The organism is Ktedonosporobacter rubrisoli, from assembly GCF_004208415.1.
Classification (GTDB): domain Bacteria; phylum Chloroflexota; class Ktedonobacteria; order Ktedonobacterales; family Ktedonobacteraceae; genus Ktedonosporobacter; species Ktedonosporobacter rubrisoli.
The window spans coordinates 2,896,393-2,912,542 of record NZ_CP035758.1 but is presented as its reverse complement, the minus strand read 5'-3'; the positions used below and the strand labels follow the sequence as shown (position 1 = coordinate 2,912,542).

Annotated in this window: 16 protein-coding genes; 8 read left to right on the top strand and 8 right to left on the bottom strand. The window is 49.7% G+C overall.

Features of this window, described 5'->3' with window-relative positions; all coding sequences use genetic code 11:
* Positions 1-391 precede the first annotated feature (391 nt).
* Both EPA93_RS13205 and EPA93_RS13200 read left to right on the top strand, forming a co-directional pair.
* Entirely contained in the window at positions 392-1,624 is a 1,233-nt protein-coding gene (locus EPA93_RS13205; protein ID WP_129887974.1) for an MFS transporter, read from the top strand.
* 216 nt (positions 1,625-1,840) lie between these two features.
* The gene (locus EPA93_RS13200; RefSeq protein WP_129887973.1) at positions 1,841-2,578 is read left to right on the top strand and encodes a metallophosphoesterase family protein; all 738 of its coding nucleotides are present in this window, start codon (positions 1,841-1,843) and stop codon (positions 2,576-2,578) included.
* A gap of 183 nt (positions 2,579-2,761) precedes the next feature.
* Here EPA93_RS13200 and EPA93_RS13195 read toward each other — a convergent pair whose 3' ends face one another.
* The 6 genes from EPA93_RS13195 to EPA93_RS13170 form a co-directional block, all read right to left on the bottom strand.
* Positions 2,762-3,328 (bottom strand): protein-tyrosine phosphatase family protein, encoded by a 567-nt coding sequence (locus EPA93_RS13195; protein WP_129887972.1) that lies wholly within the window; start codon positions 3,326-3,328, stop codon positions 2,762-2,764.
* 267 nt (positions 3,329-3,595) lie between these two features.
* Positions 3,596-3,805, bottom strand: coding sequence for a hypothetical protein (locus EPA93_RS13190; RefSeq protein ID WP_129887971.1), 210 nt, complete (start codon positions 3,803-3,805; stop codon positions 3,596-3,598).
* Between the two features lie 144 nt (positions 3,806-3,949).
* On the bottom strand, positions 3,950-5,443 hold the full coding sequence (locus tag EPA93_RS13185; protein ID WP_165423068.1) for a DHA2 family efflux MFS transporter permease subunit: 1,494 nt from the start codon (positions 5,441-5,443) through the stop codon (positions 3,950-3,952).
* A gap of 52 nt (positions 5,444-5,495) precedes the next feature.
* Positions 5,496-5,951: a MarR family winged helix-turn-helix transcriptional regulator gene (locus tag EPA93_RS13180; RefSeq protein WP_129887969.1), complete on the bottom strand. Its 456-nt coding sequence runs from the start codon at positions 5,949-5,951 to the stop codon at positions 5,496-5,498.
* Positions 5,952-6,394: 443 nt separating this feature from the next.
* Positions 6,395-8,050, bottom strand: a complete 1,656-nt coding sequence (locus EPA93_RS13175; protein ID WP_129887968.1) for an FAD-dependent monooxygenase — start codon at positions 8,048-8,050, stop codon at positions 6,395-6,397.
* Positions 8,050-8,889 carry an AfsR/SARP family transcriptional regulator gene (locus tag EPA93_RS13170; RefSeq protein WP_165423067.1) on the bottom strand — a complete coding sequence of 280 codons (840 nt, stop codon included), beginning with the start codon at positions 8,887-8,889 and terminating at the stop codon, positions 8,050-8,052. The genes EPA93_RS13175 and EPA93_RS13170 overlap by 1 nt, the downstream gene beginning before the upstream one ends.
* 283 nt (positions 8,890-9,172) lie before the next feature.
* Between EPA93_RS13170 and EPA93_RS13165 the strand changes: the two genes are divergently transcribed.
* The gene (locus EPA93_RS13165; protein WP_129887966.1) at positions 9,173-10,198 is read left to right on the top strand and encodes a methyltransferase; all 1,026 of its coding nucleotides are present in this window, start codon (positions 9,173-9,175) and stop codon (positions 10,196-10,198) included.
* Between the two features lie 21 nt (positions 10,199-10,219).
* On the top strand, positions 10,220-11,251 hold the full coding sequence (locus EPA93_RS13160) for an amidohydrolase family protein (protein ID WP_129887965.1): 1,032 nt from the start codon (positions 10,220-10,222) through the stop codon (positions 11,249-11,251).
* Positions 11,252-11,605: 354 nt separating this feature from the next.
* On the opposite strand, the gene EPA93_RS13155 is transcribed toward EPA93_RS13160, so the two are convergent.
* On the bottom strand, positions 11,606-12,403 hold the full coding sequence (locus tag EPA93_RS13155) for a TcmI family type II polyketide cyclase (protein WP_129887964.1): 798 nt from the start codon (positions 12,401-12,403) through the stop codon (positions 11,606-11,608).
* Entirely contained in the window at positions 12,403-12,654 is a 252-nt protein-coding gene (locus EPA93_RS13150; protein WP_165423065.1) for a phosphopantetheine-binding protein, read from the bottom strand. The genes EPA93_RS13155 and EPA93_RS13150 overlap by 1 nt, the downstream gene beginning before the upstream one ends.
* Before the next feature lie 238 nt (positions 12,655-12,892).
* Between EPA93_RS13150 and EPA93_RS13145 the strand changes: the two genes are divergently transcribed.
* From EPA93_RS13145 to EPA93_RS13130, 4 genes are read left to right on the top strand one after another with little or no spacing between them, the layout of a single operon-like run.
* Complete coding sequence (locus tag EPA93_RS13145) at positions 12,893-14,149, top strand: beta-ketoacyl-[acyl-carrier-protein] synthase family protein (protein WP_129887962.1); 1,257 nt, start codon at positions 12,893-12,895, stop codon at positions 14,147-14,149.
* A 15-nt stretch (positions 14,150-14,164) separates the two neighbouring features.
* On the top strand, positions 14,165-15,397 hold the full coding sequence (locus EPA93_RS13140; RefSeq protein ID WP_129887961.1) for a beta-ketoacyl-[acyl-carrier-protein] synthase family protein: 1,233 nt from the start codon (positions 14,165-14,167) through the stop codon (positions 15,395-15,397).
* Positions 15,398-15,432: 35 nt separating this feature from the next.
* The gene (locus EPA93_RS13135) at positions 15,433-15,819 is read left to right on the top strand and encodes a cupin domain-containing protein (RefSeq protein ID WP_207229530.1); all 387 of its coding nucleotides are present in this window, start codon (positions 15,433-15,435) and stop codon (positions 15,817-15,819) included.
* A 3-nt stretch (positions 15,820-15,822) separates the two neighbouring features.
* Positions 15,823-16,143 carry an antibiotic biosynthesis monooxygenase family protein gene (locus tag EPA93_RS13130; protein ID WP_129887959.1) on the top strand — a complete coding sequence of 107 codons (321 nt, stop codon included), beginning with the start codon at positions 15,823-15,825 and terminating at the stop codon, positions 16,141-16,143.
* Positions 16,144-16,150 lie beyond the last annotated feature (7 nt).

The following is a 16,150-nucleotide window of genomic DNA, read 5'->3' as shown; positions in this document are numbered from 1 at the left end:
ATAAAGCAAATCCAGCAAAATGGCTATAAGAAATATAGCCGTAGTAAACCAAATAGGAAGGGCACAAAATTAGCGCTGCTTCACCTTCGATGCCTTAGCTACAGGACATCAGTTCTCCTACTTTTTTGCGCAAAGCTATAGACAGTTGCAGGGCTGAAATGCTATTATATACGCTACAATAGCATCAGATTTCCACAAGGCACTATCCTTGCGGGCGTAGTCACGCCCCTTACCTCTCCTCCTGCAAGAAGATTTGCCACATGTGGGATACCTGATAAGTACATTATTTCAAACATTCGAAAACAGCATATTTTTAGAGAAGGGTGCAGCCGTGTGTCTCTCCCAAAGAGACGCTGCCTGCTCCCTTTTTTTATTATGTAGGAGCATTGATATGAAGCAATGGAAGACGCAGCTCGGTCTGCCACAGACAACACAAGGAACTAACGGCTTTCTCCTCGTGTTGATCATTGATGCCCTTGGATCTGGCTTATTTCTCCCCATCTCTATCCTTTACTTTCAGGTTACCGCCGGCCTACCTTTGCCGATCATTGGCCTGGCACTTACTATTGCCACCATTTGCACACTTCCTATCACCTTGCTTACGGGAAGCCTGGTCGATAGCTTTGGAGCGCGCAGGCTGACAGCATGTAGTCAGATCATCCAGACTATAGGATTATTTGGTTACCTCTTCATGCACACAATTCCAGGCATGTTTCTTATGGCCCTGCTCATCACGGGAGGGAACAGGATGTTCTACGCGGCATCTACTGTTCTGGTTGTCGAGATTGCTTCCCCTGATGAACGGGACCGCTGGTATGGGCTCATCAGGGCTATACGTAGCGCCGGGAATACACTTGGCGGTATACTTGCAGGCTTTGTCGTAGCAACCAATAATCCGGCCATCTACCGCTTGCTCATAGGCAGCAGCGCAGCTTGTTATCTCATAGCGGCCAGCCTTCTGCTACGTCTGCCTGAGCCAAATTATCGGCATGATGCCCAAGCCAGCCCGGCGCCTTACCTGGCCATCCTGAAAGATGGCCCTTTCCTCGGCTTTCTGATCAGCAATCTCCCGTTTCTCCTCTGTAACCTCATCCTGGGCATAGCTCTTCCTGTCTACATCACTGAGGCAGTTCAGGCGCCATCCTGGCTCTTACCAGCCCTAAGTTTCAACACGCTATTAGGTATAGGCCTGCAAACTCTTGTTGTGCGTTTCCAGGAACCTTATCGCCGCACGCGGATTATCGGAGCGGCAGCGCTGACCTGGTGCATCTCTTGTAGCCTCTTTGCTCTGGCTTTATTCATCCCGCGCGCACTACTCGTACCCTATTGTTTTTTTGTTGTTGCCTTACATACATTTGCATCTTTGATGTACAACCCAACAGCTGGTTCACTCGTCGCTGAACTTAGCCCTCTCGCCTCACGCGGGCGCTATCTAGCGGCTATAGAGTTCTCCTGGGGAATCGCAAGCGCTATTACTCCGGCACTCTTTACAGCGCTCTATGCGTTTGCACCTGCTCTGCCCTGGCTGGTACTGTCAGTGCTTGTTGCGATATCAGGAATGGCGATTCTACAGCTTGAGCGCAGATTCCCGGCGCGGGCGGTGCGTTCGGGCAAGCAGGCTTAAAGCCATTTTCCTTTTTCTCTAGCATCGAATATTTCTATAAGGAGCACGTTTTAGCGCGACACATAGCAAGCCAAAGGCCTGAGTTTAGATAAATTGCGCCCTAGAGCTTCGTTGACATATAATAAACTGTGCCTGATAAGTTAACTCCAGATTAGAGCTATGCCAAAGTAGTCTCTCCGTTCGTTACCTTCTGCTCTATTATAGAAAGGGGAACGCATGCGCATTGCGTTGATAGCCGATATACATGGAAATTTCGTTGCGCTGGAGACAGTTCTGCAAGAAATCGCCCAAGAGCCCGTTGACAAGATCATATGCCTGGGAGATGTAGCGGCCCTGGGACCACAGCCCCACGAGGTTATTGATCGCTTACGCCAATTGAAATGCCCAGTTATTTTGGGGAACACTGACGCCTGGCTTTTAGCGCCAAAGGGTGCCAAAACTGCAGAGTCTGAAATACTCGCGGCAATCACTTCCTGGTGCAGCGCGCAGTTGACGCCAGAAGACCGAGAGTACATGCATACTTTCTCGCCTCTTCTCGAATTTCCTCTCGACGCAGGTAGAAGCCTCTTATGCTATCACGGTTCCCCGCGTTCCTTTGATGATGTCATTGCTTCTATTACGCCTGATGCGACGGTAAAGCAGATGCTTGCAGACTCAATGGCAACGGTGATGGTAGGCGGCCATACGCACATTCAGATGCTACGCCGATATGAAGATGCATATCTGGTCAATGTTGGTAGCGTGGGCCTGCCCGGCGTGAATGCCGGTAGTCCAGAGCTGCCCAACAACCGCCAGGTCCATTGGGCAGAGTACGGAATGCTCACCCTCGAATCAGGACGCCTGAGCCTTGATCTACGCCGAACGCCGCTGGATATGACCGCCGTTTTGCAAGCTGGAACTCGTTCCAAAATGCCTCATATGGATTGGTGGCTACAGAAGTGGGAGCACGCTTGAGCAGTGAATCCCCATTGTCTATCATCACGAATAGCAAGCCACGAGCTAGCGGGACGAATTTATGCTCATTGCCCTACGGCCTCATCGCAAGTCTTTCGAGAGGATAGATAGGAAAAATTGAAGGCGCGTCGCGAGAGGCCTGAGCATGCCGCACGCTCGCGACGCGCCTCCCTCACAGCGAGTTCATTTGGCCAGCGCCATCGCCTCGCGACAGCGATCAAGAAGTGCGTCTAGCCCCTTGTCTCTCGACTCGCGCGCATTTCTTCCCTGCCTTTTAACCGCAGCAATTGCCTCCTCATTCGACATTCCTCGGCTGCTCACTAGCCAGGCGGCAAGGATGTGGCCGGTGCGACCTACTCCACCAGAGCAATGGACCACTGTTTTCTCCTGCTTTTGCTCACCCTCAAGGAGAAATGGGAGGATCTGATCAATGAGTTGGGCCTCTTCAGCAAGATGGAAATCAGCGATCGGCGCCCAGAGCACGTTATTTTCCCCAAACACCTGGCGATAGGTACCCAGTAGATCATCATAAGCTGCCAATTGACGGGAAGGCAATAGACAGAGCACGCGCGCAATACCTTGTGATTGCATAAAACTGGTCCAAGTGTGGACGAGCCGAGAGGAAACACTAACGAAAGGAAAACCGGGACGACGCGCGCCAAAAACATAAGCCTCCTGCGCAGAAGCTGGCCCGAAGCCGCGCTCCGGCTTGCTCATCCATTCCGCAAGTTTCATCAAGACATTGTTCATAATTATATTTTTCTCTACCTTTTCGCTTTTCTGACGCATCAGCCAGAGTGAGCAGCGAGGCCAGAGAGATCAGGCGTGCGCAAAGAAGCTTGCTTCAACGCTCAGCCTGCCTTGAGGATATTTGCGCTAGATACGCCTGTACTCAGCCCACGGGACACTGAAATATGCCGATAACTCAATCGTACTCAGGTTTGCACTTTTTCGCAAGGGGTCTTCCCTCAACTGAACCCAACGTTTGAGGCTATTCTTTGCCTGGCTTCCCACTTTTTACTCAGTATGCTGCCCATCCTTGCCTGTTTCAGGCGAAGAGGAAGAAGGTGTCCCTAACTCTTGCTGAGCTTCTGGAATCTCTACTGAAATCCAGGTATCATCCTGCGCGCAATTATAGGTTTTATGATTATACGGCTTTCGCGCCTTATTATACGTGGTATATTCTCTTCTGAGGGGCATCTCCTGCCGACAAATTGGACAATCCATATCTTTTACTCCCTGAATTTTAGCCACTACCATACAGTATACTTATCATGCCAAATAGTTATAGCCTGTTTTGATATATAAGCTCGTCTTTGCCCTCAATTATAGGAAGACGCGCTGTTGGATTTTCCAGGCAAAGAGAGCTTTTCAGTTTGCCGATATCTCCCCTTCAGAACGGGTGGCAGATAGGGGCGCCTCTTCCCCGGCACGCGGAGGTTTTTTCTGCAGCAGTGCCGTGGCAAGCAACCCCAACATGGCCAGGCCAGCAATAATGAAAAAGACGTCATGCATAGCAAGTAGAAACGCTTGCTTCTGCAAGAGCACGCCAGGAAGGGATTGGGAAGGATCTGCAGCAAGCTGGCTACGATGGATTTGCGTTTGTGTCTGTACCAGGGTTGCCAGAACAGCGAGCCCCAGGGAAGCAGCAACAGCTCGTGAGACGGTGAGGAGCGTTGAGCCGTTGGTCACGGGTTGTGCTCCGTGGATATGAGTCATGGCTGCAACCCGCAGTGGCTGTTGGATCATACCAAAGGCGAGGCCAACTACAAACAGGACGAGATCGAACTGCCAATAGGGCGTAAGGAGCGTCAGGCGGGTGAGCAGAAAAGCTCCTAGCAGCAGGAGAACGAAGCCAGGAACAATTACTACCCTGGCATCGCCCAGGCGGTCCACCAGCCTGCCTCCTACTAGCGTACTGATAATCGTTGCAAGCGCCTGGGGAAGCAGGAAGAAGGCCGCCTCCAATGCACTCAGGCCGCGCAGCGTTTGCAGATAAATTGGCAGGAGAAACAGGAGACTAAACAGGCTCGCAATCGCGAAAAGAACTGCTATGCTTCCTGCCGCAAATGTGCGATCGGCAAAGAGTCGCACATCCATCAAGGGTCGTCTTCCCCGACGCACTGTCCGCAGCTCAAGCCCGACAAAGAGAGCCAGGGCAGCTCCTCCGCTCACCAGAAAGATCATAACGGGAAAGGAGTTCCACCCAAGTGTGCTGGCCTGAGCAAAGGCATACAGGATCGCGGCCAGGCCATAGACGGAGGTCAGAAAGCCAGGGAGATCAAAGGAAACTTGCTCCATTGTACGCGTCTCATGCAGAATAATGGCTCCCAGGATGATGGCAAGCAGACCGATAGGCACATTGAGGAAAAAGATGATCCGCCAGGACGCCATAGCTAGCAGATAACCGCCGACAATAGGCCCAAGAGCTGGAAGTACCAGAAAAGGAATGCCTGAGATGGCTGTCGCTACCCCACGTTCTTCGCTGGGAAAAATTGTCAGAATCAGGGCGAAGGCAAGAGGCAGTAGGATGGCTCCGCCCAGCCCTTGTAGGATGCGAAAGAAAATCAATAGCGGAAGCGTCCCTGCCAACCCACAGAGCGCTGAGCCAATAGTAAAAGCGCCAAGCGTGAGCAGATAGGTACGTTTGCTTCCCAGGCGCTGCGAGAGATAGGGCGTCAAGGCAATCAAAGCTCCCTGCGCCAGCAGATAAGAGGTAACTACCCACTGGACACTTTGGACATCAGCCCCAAAGGCACGTTGTAACTGAGGAATGGCTATATTGACAATCGTTTGATCCAGGGAACTCATCAAATTTCCCAGGATGAGAACCATAGCGGCCAGCCACTTGTAGGATATATTCATCCTGCTGCATCCCTTTCTTCCCTCTATAGAGATATCGTGCGTAATACAGAAGTCACTCCTTTGTCTGGCGAGGGATATTTTGCCTTCTCTCATCGCGAAATCCGCGCGCTTCTGCAGTTGCTAGAAGACGGGCTACCAGGCGTTGCAATTCCTGCTGCTCTTGCTCATCAAGGACTTCAAGTAACTGTAGAACCTCATCGATCTTTTGCTGACGCAAAGCGTCAATGCGAGCAATTCCTTCTTCGGTCAAGGCAATTTTGACAATCCGCTCATCATTGGTCTGGCGCTGTCGTGTCAACAAGCCTGCGCGCTCCAGGCGTTGGCAGGCCTCAGTAGCGGTTCCCATCGTAATGCCAAGAGCACGGGCCAGTTCGCCTGTTTTCAGCGGCCCGGCGCTTCGCAGATGGCGCAATAGCCAGTATTGCTGGGGGGTCATCTCTTGACGTCTATCGGGACGCAATAAGCGCGAGAGCGAGAATAGGTCTTCAATCAGCTGTTCTCGGGTCATATAACTATCTCCTTCGGATACCAAATGATTCGGAGTACGAATCAATTATACCGCAAGAAAGCAGTGCAAGCAAGGTTGAATCGTCAGCAGGGCTTTCCAGTTCCGCAAAAAGGGATAGTGAAAGGCTCGTCGCAGTCGAGCGAATGAGGCTTCACCTGAAGTAGTGAAGATACCTATAAAAAACACCTGGCAACAAGGAATGTAGCGACGAGATGCTCGCAAGATCTCACCATAGAACCTGGTGTTTGTGTGGAGCAGACTGTTGACGTGCATTCCTGTTTTGCGCCAAAAAGCATTTACACATACAGAGGGATGTATCGCTGTAGCGAGGAAAATTCCTCCAAAGGACAAAATACCAGTCCTACGAGCTCAGGCATGGCTCGGAGTGCAAGATACGACGAAACGTTAAAATCTATCACAATATATTCTTGTAGCCAGGTAAATTAATCAGCTGACCAACAAAGGATATGCGAAAGCACCTGCTCAAGCGTTTGCAGCGGGTGAGCATCTCCTCCTCTTGAGCGCCAACCCACAAAGCCATCAGGTCGCACCAGCAGTGCACCATTGTTGTGAATGCCAGCCTGGGCCAGCCAGCAGTTTTTTGGATCATCGACGAGCTCTGCCTCTGCTCCAATACAGTAGACATCAATCTCTAAGTTCAGGCGAGCGGCCACACTGCATGCTGCAGCGCGCCAGTCCTGACCATCCGGACCAGTGAGCAATACGAAGTTACGTCCAAACAGATCGAGGGTAGAGATGCGCCGTCCCCGATGCTGAAGCCAACAATGAGGTGCGCGCGTTCCTGGGTGCCCATCTAGAGCAAGTTCAACCTGGGTCAACGATGGAGGGGCCTTTCGTGGAGCAATAATCGCCTGGGAAACATAATGATAGCCAAGTGAAACAACCAGATCATGGGCAATACCGGGCTCTATTTCTTGGGCATATTCGGCTCCATAGCGATGCACCTCTGTTTGCCAACGTAGCCTGGCCTGCTCAACCGTAAACTCTGCCACAGGTCTGCGTTCACGATCATAGGTGGATAGCAACGCCGGATGGGCCTGTTTATTCAGAACGAGAGCGAGCTTCCAGGCTAGATTTTGGGCATCCTGAATACCCGTGCTGGCCCCAAATCCTCCAGTCGGAGGCATTAGATGAGCCGCGTCACCAACCAAAAATACGCGGCCTTGCGAAAAGCTTTCTGCGACACACGCCGCAGCCTCCCAGGAGAGGATGCTTTTCAATGTAATATCCAGATCAGGAATACCGATCGCCTGCCGGATCAAATGGCAACATCGTTCGAGCGTAAAGTCTTTTAGTGTCTCTCCTCGTTCCGGCGCATAGCCAACGTGAAACGTCCAATGGTCCATATTACTAATAGGGCAAAGCGTTCCACTTGCTTCAGGATGGGTTATCAGACAAATAGCGAAAGCTCGCTCCCGAACCAGGGCACTCAAATCCGCGCGAAAGTACATGTTAGCCTGATATCCCCCCGACCATTTCTCTGTGGTTGTGATGCCAAGAGTATTGCGAAGAGCGCTGTTTGCCCCATCAGCCGCAATCAGGTAATTGGAACGTATTGTCAATTGCTCCCCTGTCGCTCTATTCAGCAGGAGAGCAGAGATACCATCTGCATTCTGCTCAAACGAAAGCAATTCGGTGCCAAAGAGCCATTGACTGCCCAGTTTGCGGCCCAGGCGCTGTGCGGCCTGCAATAACAAAGGCTCTAGCTTGTCCTGTGTGCATGGTCTGACATATGTAGGGCTAAAATGCCAAACATCCTCTTCATACAAACCAGGTAGGGGACTCCTTCCGAGCTCACCCTGAGCGAGAGTAGTCACGATCACACAATCTTTGCAATGGGCAAGATCGTTTCCGGCCGCAAATATGGCCGCTTCCATTCCCACCGAACGTAGCAGTTCCATGCCCCGCACGTTCATGCCGTATTGCTTGGGATGGGTGCTCGTTTCTGGGCGGCGTTCGACAAGTAATGAAGCAATACCATTATGTGCAAGAAAAAGCGAAGCGGAAAGGCCAACCAGTCCTCCACCGACAATGAGCACCGGTACATGAGCATCAGGCCTGTGTGTAGGTAAAATCATCAGAGTTGTCCTATATGAGTGCAAGAGCACCTGCTAATTTCTAAGCCTAATTCTGCCTGGACAGAATCGCGAAATTTATTGAACACGCGCATAGCCCCAACGTGATTACCCTGTTTGCAGTAAATATCAATTATCGTGTTTACGGCTATTTGATTATATGGATCAATGCTAAGCGTCCGATAGGCATATTCTAGCGCTTCATCAAGCTCATTATTTTGTAAGTGAATCTCGATTAAACATCGGAGGATCTGCAAGTGATGACGCTCGTAGCGATCGCGATAGGGTTGCACGTAATCTTCATAGACATCTTCGGGAAGAAAGCCGCGCTCAAAATAGTCAGTAATTTTGCTGTAAAAAAATGCTGCCTTCTTGCGGTTTCCACTAAGGTCTATTTGCTGAGCCATCTCGAATTGCCGCTGAAGTTCCCAGACATCAACCCACCAGGTATCATCTCTATGGAAAAGATAGAAGTTGTTGGTGAGCCGGCGGATAAACGATGACTCTTGCCCACGTGCTATGCCAGGTTCCAGCAAGTGGCGGAGATAGTGAATATTGACCCGTAAATTGCGGTGTGCAGCCAGCGTTGATGCCTGGGGCCAGAAGAGATCCGCCAGATAATCAGCCGAAAAAGGCTTCTCAGGATTCAAAATAAACCATTTCAGCAGCGATTGTATCCTGGTTCTTCTCCATATAGGATCTTCAAGTGAAGTATTGTTCTGAAATACGCGAAATGACCCGAAGAGATAAACGCGGAATACCGCCTGTTGTTCTCGTTCATATGGATGCAAAGAGGCTTGAGTAGTCGAACAGGTAGAGTGTATATGTTCCCTAGAATCCATATCTTCATCCATCCCAAAGAGTATCTCTTCTCTAATTATAGAGAATCTACAAAGTTAAAATCTGCAATTTATGACTTTATGTCAATTTTCCTCAAAAGTTACGCAATCGGTAATTATTAGAGAACTTCTTTGTGCGAGAATACTATCTCCAGGAACGCCATGCGCAAGTCTTTGCCCGACAGACCGTGCCTGCTGTCAGCAATCCCATATATAAAAAAACAACTTGCACACATGGTCAGTTCTTAAGGAAAAGAACAGCGCTACAGAAGAAAGGTTATGCCTTATGGAAGTTACACAGTCTCCGTCCTCCTCTCTCTTCTCTCCGACTATCCTGGATATGTTTAGATCGATATTTGCAGCCAAAACAGTGCAAATAGCTGTTTCCTATAACATTCCTGATCTGTTGCAAGATGGTCCTAAGAGCGTTGCCGAATTAGCTAAGGCCACGGGAACGCATGAAGATTCGCTCTATCGCTTGCTGAGAATGTTATCAACCATAGGTTTTGTTGAGAGACTTGAAGAGAAACGCTTTGCTGAAACACCACTTTCGCACTCTTTGTGTTCCAATGAGTCTAATCCATTGCGTTCCTTTGTACTCTGGTTGTTTGATCATTGCTGGTCATCGGTAGGTGCTCTGGCGCACAGTGTGAAAACAGGTCAACCATCATTTGAATATGTTCACGGGATGGATATCTGGCAGTGGAATGCCACACACCCGGAAGATCAAGCCTTGTTTAATCAGGCTATGGCCTCTTTCTCACGGTTTGACGAGCAGATTGTGCTTACGCATGATTTCTCGTCGGCGCGGGTAGTCGCTGATATTGGTGGAGGATATGGAGTTTTTCTGCGCGCAATACTCAAGGCCCATCCTATGCTAAAGGGCATACTTTACGATATTTCGCCGGTGATTGACGAAGCAAAAGAATATTTTGCCGGGGAACAGTTGGAGGCGCGCTGTCAACTCCTGGCAGGTGATTTTTTAGTTGCGATTCCCACAGGAGCAGATATCTATATCCTTAAGCATGTTCTTCACAATTGGAATGATCAGGACTGTATACGCATACTTTCTAATTGTCGTGCCGCGGGAGGAGTTGGCTCCCGGATTTTCATTGTTGAGCAGGTCTTATCTTTCGAGAAGCCTCTAGAAGATGTTTTTGTGAGCGATATGGTTATGCTAATGGTCTTAAAAGGCGCCCGCGAACGCAGCGCCGATGAGTATAAGACTCTGCTGGAGGCAGCTGGCTTTATGTTGAAACAAGTGGTCCCCTTCAACGAAATGTATTCTCTTATTGAGGGCATAGCTATCTAAGCATGCCTTATTTGTAGGGAGATGAGGATAGAAATAGTGAGTGCTGTACAGCCCTTTAGAATTGATATACACCATCATCTGCTAGCTCCCATGAGCCTTGAAATACTCAAAAAAGCGGGCGTGGCGCGAGATGCGAGCATTGGTATGGGACCTGGCTCACAGCTCGAACTGGAGCAGCCCTGGGACCTGACACGAACCCTTGCGATGATGGATAACCATAGCGTTGCCTCTACGATCTTATCTGATTTTGCCGCTGGTTATCTGGCTAAAGATCTTCAACGTCGGCTAGCATTAGTGCGGGCAACAAACGATTTTCTAGCTCAAATTGTGACAAAGGCTCCTGGCCGATTTGGGGCCTTTGCAAGTTTACCATTGCCCTCTATCGATGCAGCGCTGACAGAGCTGACATATGCGCTGGATACCCTCCATCTAGACGGTGTTGTCCTCGCCGCAAATTATTCAGGTCAATATTTAGGCGACCCTGCCTTTGAACCTTTATTTGCTGAATTACATAGGCGGCGCTCTGTGGTATTCATCCATCCTGCACCGCCATCCAGATCAGATAAGACAATGCTGAAAATACCTGCATTTATGCTGGAATTTGCTTTTGATACTACACGCGCTCTTACTAATTTAATATTCAGCGGGACTCTGAGGCGCTACCCAGCTATAACGATTATTTGTGCTCATGCAGGCGGTGTTATTCCATATCTGGAATCGCGTCTTATATTCAGTAGAATGATGACTGATCAAATGACGCTAGCAGAAAGTGCTGAGGAAATCAGGTGGGCGTTAAAAAAAATCTATTACGATGTTGCTTTGTCTGCCTCTCCAGGCGTGTTTTCTATGCTCCAAAGCCTAACCGATCCTTCCCATCTTGTCTTTGGCAGCGATTGCCCGCCAGGTCCTGAGCAGTTGATGGGGCTGACTATCAAGGGCATCGAGAGCTATCCTGGATTTGACGAGCAAGCGAGGATCATGATAGAACGTGACAACGCACTGGCTCTTTTCCCCAGGTTGCAAGCTCTGCAAATGGACGGTGCTACGAGATGATGCCGCTCGACAGATGTTTATCGCTATCGTCTAAATGTTACCTCGCGAATGAGGACATCGACACAGCTCTTACGGCCGGCCATATTTGTAGGAGAACCGGGCTTCTTCCAGCGCCAGGCAAAGCTGACTAAGCATGATGAACTGGCTGAGATCGGCAAACTCGCTTGAATCTCAAAGATATCCAGATGTTGACGTTTCTCCTGGCTTAACCACACTCGGCGGCCCTTGATCCACTGGAGAAGCTCGGTACGTCTTAACAGGCTTTTCTTAAATCGTCTTTTGTCTTAATTTGTTTTTATTAGCATGGCTGCTTCCTGGCATGCTGCTAAGAGCTTATGGCTTATTGCCGCTTATTTAGTCAGGCTGAGTATTGTCCCATCGGTAGATTTCTAGCGCGTTGGCCTGTGTGCCGGGATAAACCAACTCTACATATGAATCAACTTCGCTTTGAATAGTTTTGAGCAAAGGATGTCCAGCGTAGTCACGTAAAATCGTCGGAATCGGCGATTTTGCTTCTATGAGATGTAAGCAGAGATCGCCCTGTATCCAGATACGGCGCGATTTCACGCCAGCTAGATGAGGGAGTTCGGTGGCGTCTGAACGCCTGAAGGCTGTAGCGATCTTCTCAGCATTATCGGGATGGAGCAGGCGGCTGATGACGATACCATGATAGAGCTTTGTCTCTGATCCTTTTGTTTGCTGCATACATAATGACTCTACTTTTGCTTTAATCGCCTGCTGCTGAATGCGCGTCTGCTTATTGAGATAGTTTGTCGCAGCTTCCTCAGTCAAAGATACATCAGCTTTGATCGCAAACTCTTGTTCCCAGGTCATTGCAGTACAATCCTTCTCTACAGGATCATACCACCAGCGGATTATCATATGCTCAAAAGGGCCTGAAGAGGGCATCCGTTCTGAGATAGTTGCTCTACGAGCCCTGTCAGTCTTTCTCCTGGCTATCCAACTATATTGCTCTCCCTGTTCGTTGGGCCTTGTAGTGAGTTGGAAAGTAACGCAGTCAGCTTCCTCTTCCAGCACTTCACTACTTTCATATTCTGTAAATAGTGATGGCCATATGCGTACGTTATTCGTTAGACGCATCACCTCATCAACGGGGGCGGTAATCAGCACTGTGTTGCGTATATATCCCATTATTCAACCTCTCGCTTTGAAAGCGTGTTAACAAGCGTAATAAAATCATCAATATTTTTGGTTTGTAGCGCCTGTTCATGGGAAATATGGATTCCCTGACTATGCTCTAGACTTGCACATACTTCGGTTATGCCAAGCGAATCAACGCCCAGCTCATCCCAGGATCGCTTTTCGCTATCGAGAATATCGATCGGAATGCCTACCTTCTTGTGCAGGATCTCAATAATGGTAGTACAGGTATGCACACTCATTAGTTGTCTCCCTCTACTAAGGCCAGTCATGGCCGTAAAATACTGACAGTACGATACGAAGATAACGTTGCTACAAAGTTCTCTATCAGGAAACTTTTCTATAACAATGGTGGTGCATAGTTACGCAATAATCGTTGTCCCTTATGCATCTGTTCATGAGGGAATTTACACTTACTTAACATAAGGACCTGTTCTTTGCTATCACTTATTTTTACAGGGAGGAAGAAATTACTAACCAATGGCAAGGGTAGTCATTACTGGTATTGGTGTCGTCGCGCCTGGTGGCATTGGTAAGGAGGTTTTCTGGGACACGCTAGTTTCTGGAAAATCTACCTCTGCTTTAGCTTGCATGGATCACATTGAACGGTTTAGATCACAGATGGTTGCCGCCGTCACTGATTGGATGCCAGATCGTTACGGACTGACAAAAGAAGTGATAGAGAGAACAAGCAGGCACACGCAGTTTGCTCTCGTGAGTGCGGCTGAGGCCTGGGCTGAAAGTGGTCTGGAGCTAGAGCGACTCGATCTAACACGCCTTGGTGTCTCAGCGGGCACCGCTATTGGCTCCACGACCCGCCTCGAAGAGGAATATTGCGTTGTGAGCAAGGGCGCTATAGATTATGATGTGCATCCTGCGCTGGCATCTCCCTATCTCTATCATGCTATGACGCCAACCAGTCTTAGCGCTGAACTAGCAGCCGGATATCGGGCGAAGGGGCCTGTAGTTACCGTCTCAACCGGGTGTACGGCTGGCTTAGATGCCATCGCTCACGCCTTTGAATGGGTCCGCGATGGTGATGCAGATATTGTCATTGCGGGAGCAGCTGATGCGGGCATTTGCCCGGTGAATATGGCTGCGTTCGATGCTATTAAAGCCACTTCGCCTAGAAACGATGAACCTGGTACCGCGTCGCGTCCATTCGATGCCTCGCGCAATGGCTTCGTACTGGGTGAAGGGAGCGCTGTCCTGATCGTGGAGGAACTGGAACATGCCAGGAGCAGGGGTTGCCCCATTTACGCAGAGCTCAGAGGATATGGCAGTGCGCTTAACGCATATCATATGACCGGGTTACAACGAAACGGCGTGGATATGTCGCAGGCGATCACCATGGCACTATCCGAGGCTGGGGTATCTCCCCAGGAAATACAGTACATCAACGCACATGGATCATCGACCCAGCAAAATGATATTCATGAGACCAATGCATTTAAACAGGTATGGGGACAGGCTGCCTCTACTATCCCCATCAGCTCCATCAAATCGAGCATCGGCCATTCTCTCGGGGCAATTGGGGCTCTTGAAATAGCTGCTTGCGCTCTGGTCATACGGCATCACAAGATCCCGCCAACAATTAACTATAGTTTTCCTGATCCAGAATGTGACCTTGATTACGTGCCCAATACGGCCCGGGAGCAGCCAGTAGAGGTGCTGATTTCCACTGCTAGCGGTTTTGGAGGTTTTCAGTCGGCACTTGTGATGTCTCGTCTTTTCTAAGGAGATCTCTATATTATGGTAAAAGAGGTAGTCATTACAGGGATCGGCGGCGTTGCCCCTGCTGGTATAGGTGTGACAAATCTCTGGCACGGGCTGCGCAGCGGACAGTCGTTTATCACGCCTATTACGCGCTTTGAGACCACGCGCTTTTTCAGTAAGCTGGCTGGTAGCGTGGATCAATTTCAGCCAGCTGATTTTCTCGATCCCCGCATAATTGTCCAGACTGATCGCTGGACCCAGTTTGACCTTGTATGTAGTATGGAAGCCATTCAGACGGCAGGGCTTTGTATAAGCAACGAGGATCAGCAAAGGATTGGTGCCGTTTTTGCCGCGGGAACCGGCGGCAATGAATTTGGCCAACAACAGTTACATATTTGTCACTCTCAGGGGCCAGCTTTTGTCAGTACTTATCTTGCAATCGCCTGGTTTTATGCCGCTAGCCTTGGTCAAGTTTCTATTGGCCAGCATATTCGTGGCTATGGGCGCACTATCTGTGCTGACGCGGCAGGCGGTCTCATTGCCCTTGCTCATGGAGCAAAAATCATTCAGCAAGATATCTGTGATGTGGTTATTGTCAGTGGCTGTGAAGCGCCTCTTGCCCCCTATACCTTTGCCTCGCTGCAGGCTTCCGGCCTCCTTTCTTCGGCAACTGGACAATTTCCCTATTGCCCATTTGATAGCGAGCGTGATGGCGTAATTGTCGGTGAGGGTGGGGCCGCGTTTTGCCTTGAGAGCAAAGAGCGGGCTATCAAACGTAACGCCCATATTTATGCCGAAATTGCCGGGTGGGGACAATCCTTTGACGGGATTGTTACACGCGAGCCCGCAAGTGATGGTGTGCAATACGCACGCGCTCTTGCTCAGGCCATCGAACTGGCACGTCTCAAACCCCGGGATGTAGATTGGGTTGTTTGTGATGGCCTGGGTACACAGGGTGGGGATATCTCTGAAGTAAAGGCTTTGCAGGCGGTCTTCGGCTCTCATCTCGCCGCGACGCCTGCCTCAGCCCCCAAATCTATGCTTGGGCGCCTGTTTAATGGAGCATCTACAGTTGATACGCTGATAGCCATTCTAGGATTAGAGCACAATCTTCTTCTACCCACGATTGGCTATCTACATCCTGATCCTCGGTGCCCCATTGATTGCGTCCCCAACCAGCCACGCCAGCAGTCACTACAGCATGTTCTTGTAGGGAGCCGTGGGTTTGGTGGCTTCAACGCAGCCCTTCTGCTCAGGCGCCCCTCTTGAAAACAGGTACAACACAATGGAAGGATATGCTATCTATGTTATACGCAGTTTCTCGTGCTGATGTGTCACCACTTAATAATAAGCGTGGTGGGCGCATGCATATTTTGCTTACCCCTAAGACTGTGGGCATTGGTTCGGCGTTCCTGGGAACATTAACGCTGGAGCCACAGGAAGTGTTTACCAGGCATATGCATCCCTATAGCGATGAGTGTGTGTACATAGTGCAGGGAGAAGTTACCTTTGAAAATGATGAAAACACTATTGTAGCATCAGCCGGGACCGGAGTATTTATTCCGCGTTTTGCTCCACATCGTTTGCAAAATACCGGCGAGGTAGAAGCTATGCTCGTTTTTTTCTGCACCCCTCTGGCTCCGACACCGGAGCAAGGTCATGTTTTACTAGAGTTTCCCGAAGGAGATTAAGAAATGTCTGTATATGTTGTTATTATTGGTAAATTGCTTGATGGAGTAGAAGCCCGGTTATTTGAGCTTGTCATCGGACAGGTAAGCCGTGCTATAGCGGAATACACCGGCAATGTCATCAACGATGAGCTGATTCGCGACAGTGAAGATCCTTCAGCATATATGCTGGTAAGTAAATGGACGAGCAAAGAGGCTTGGGATAGTTGGCGTAGCACTACAATGCATGTTGAGCAAGTTAGCCCATTACGGCCTTACTGGCAAATGCAGTCTGTGAGAGCATATGAGACAGTTTTTACAGATGAGAGATCGCCTTTGCTCTCATAGGAGGGGG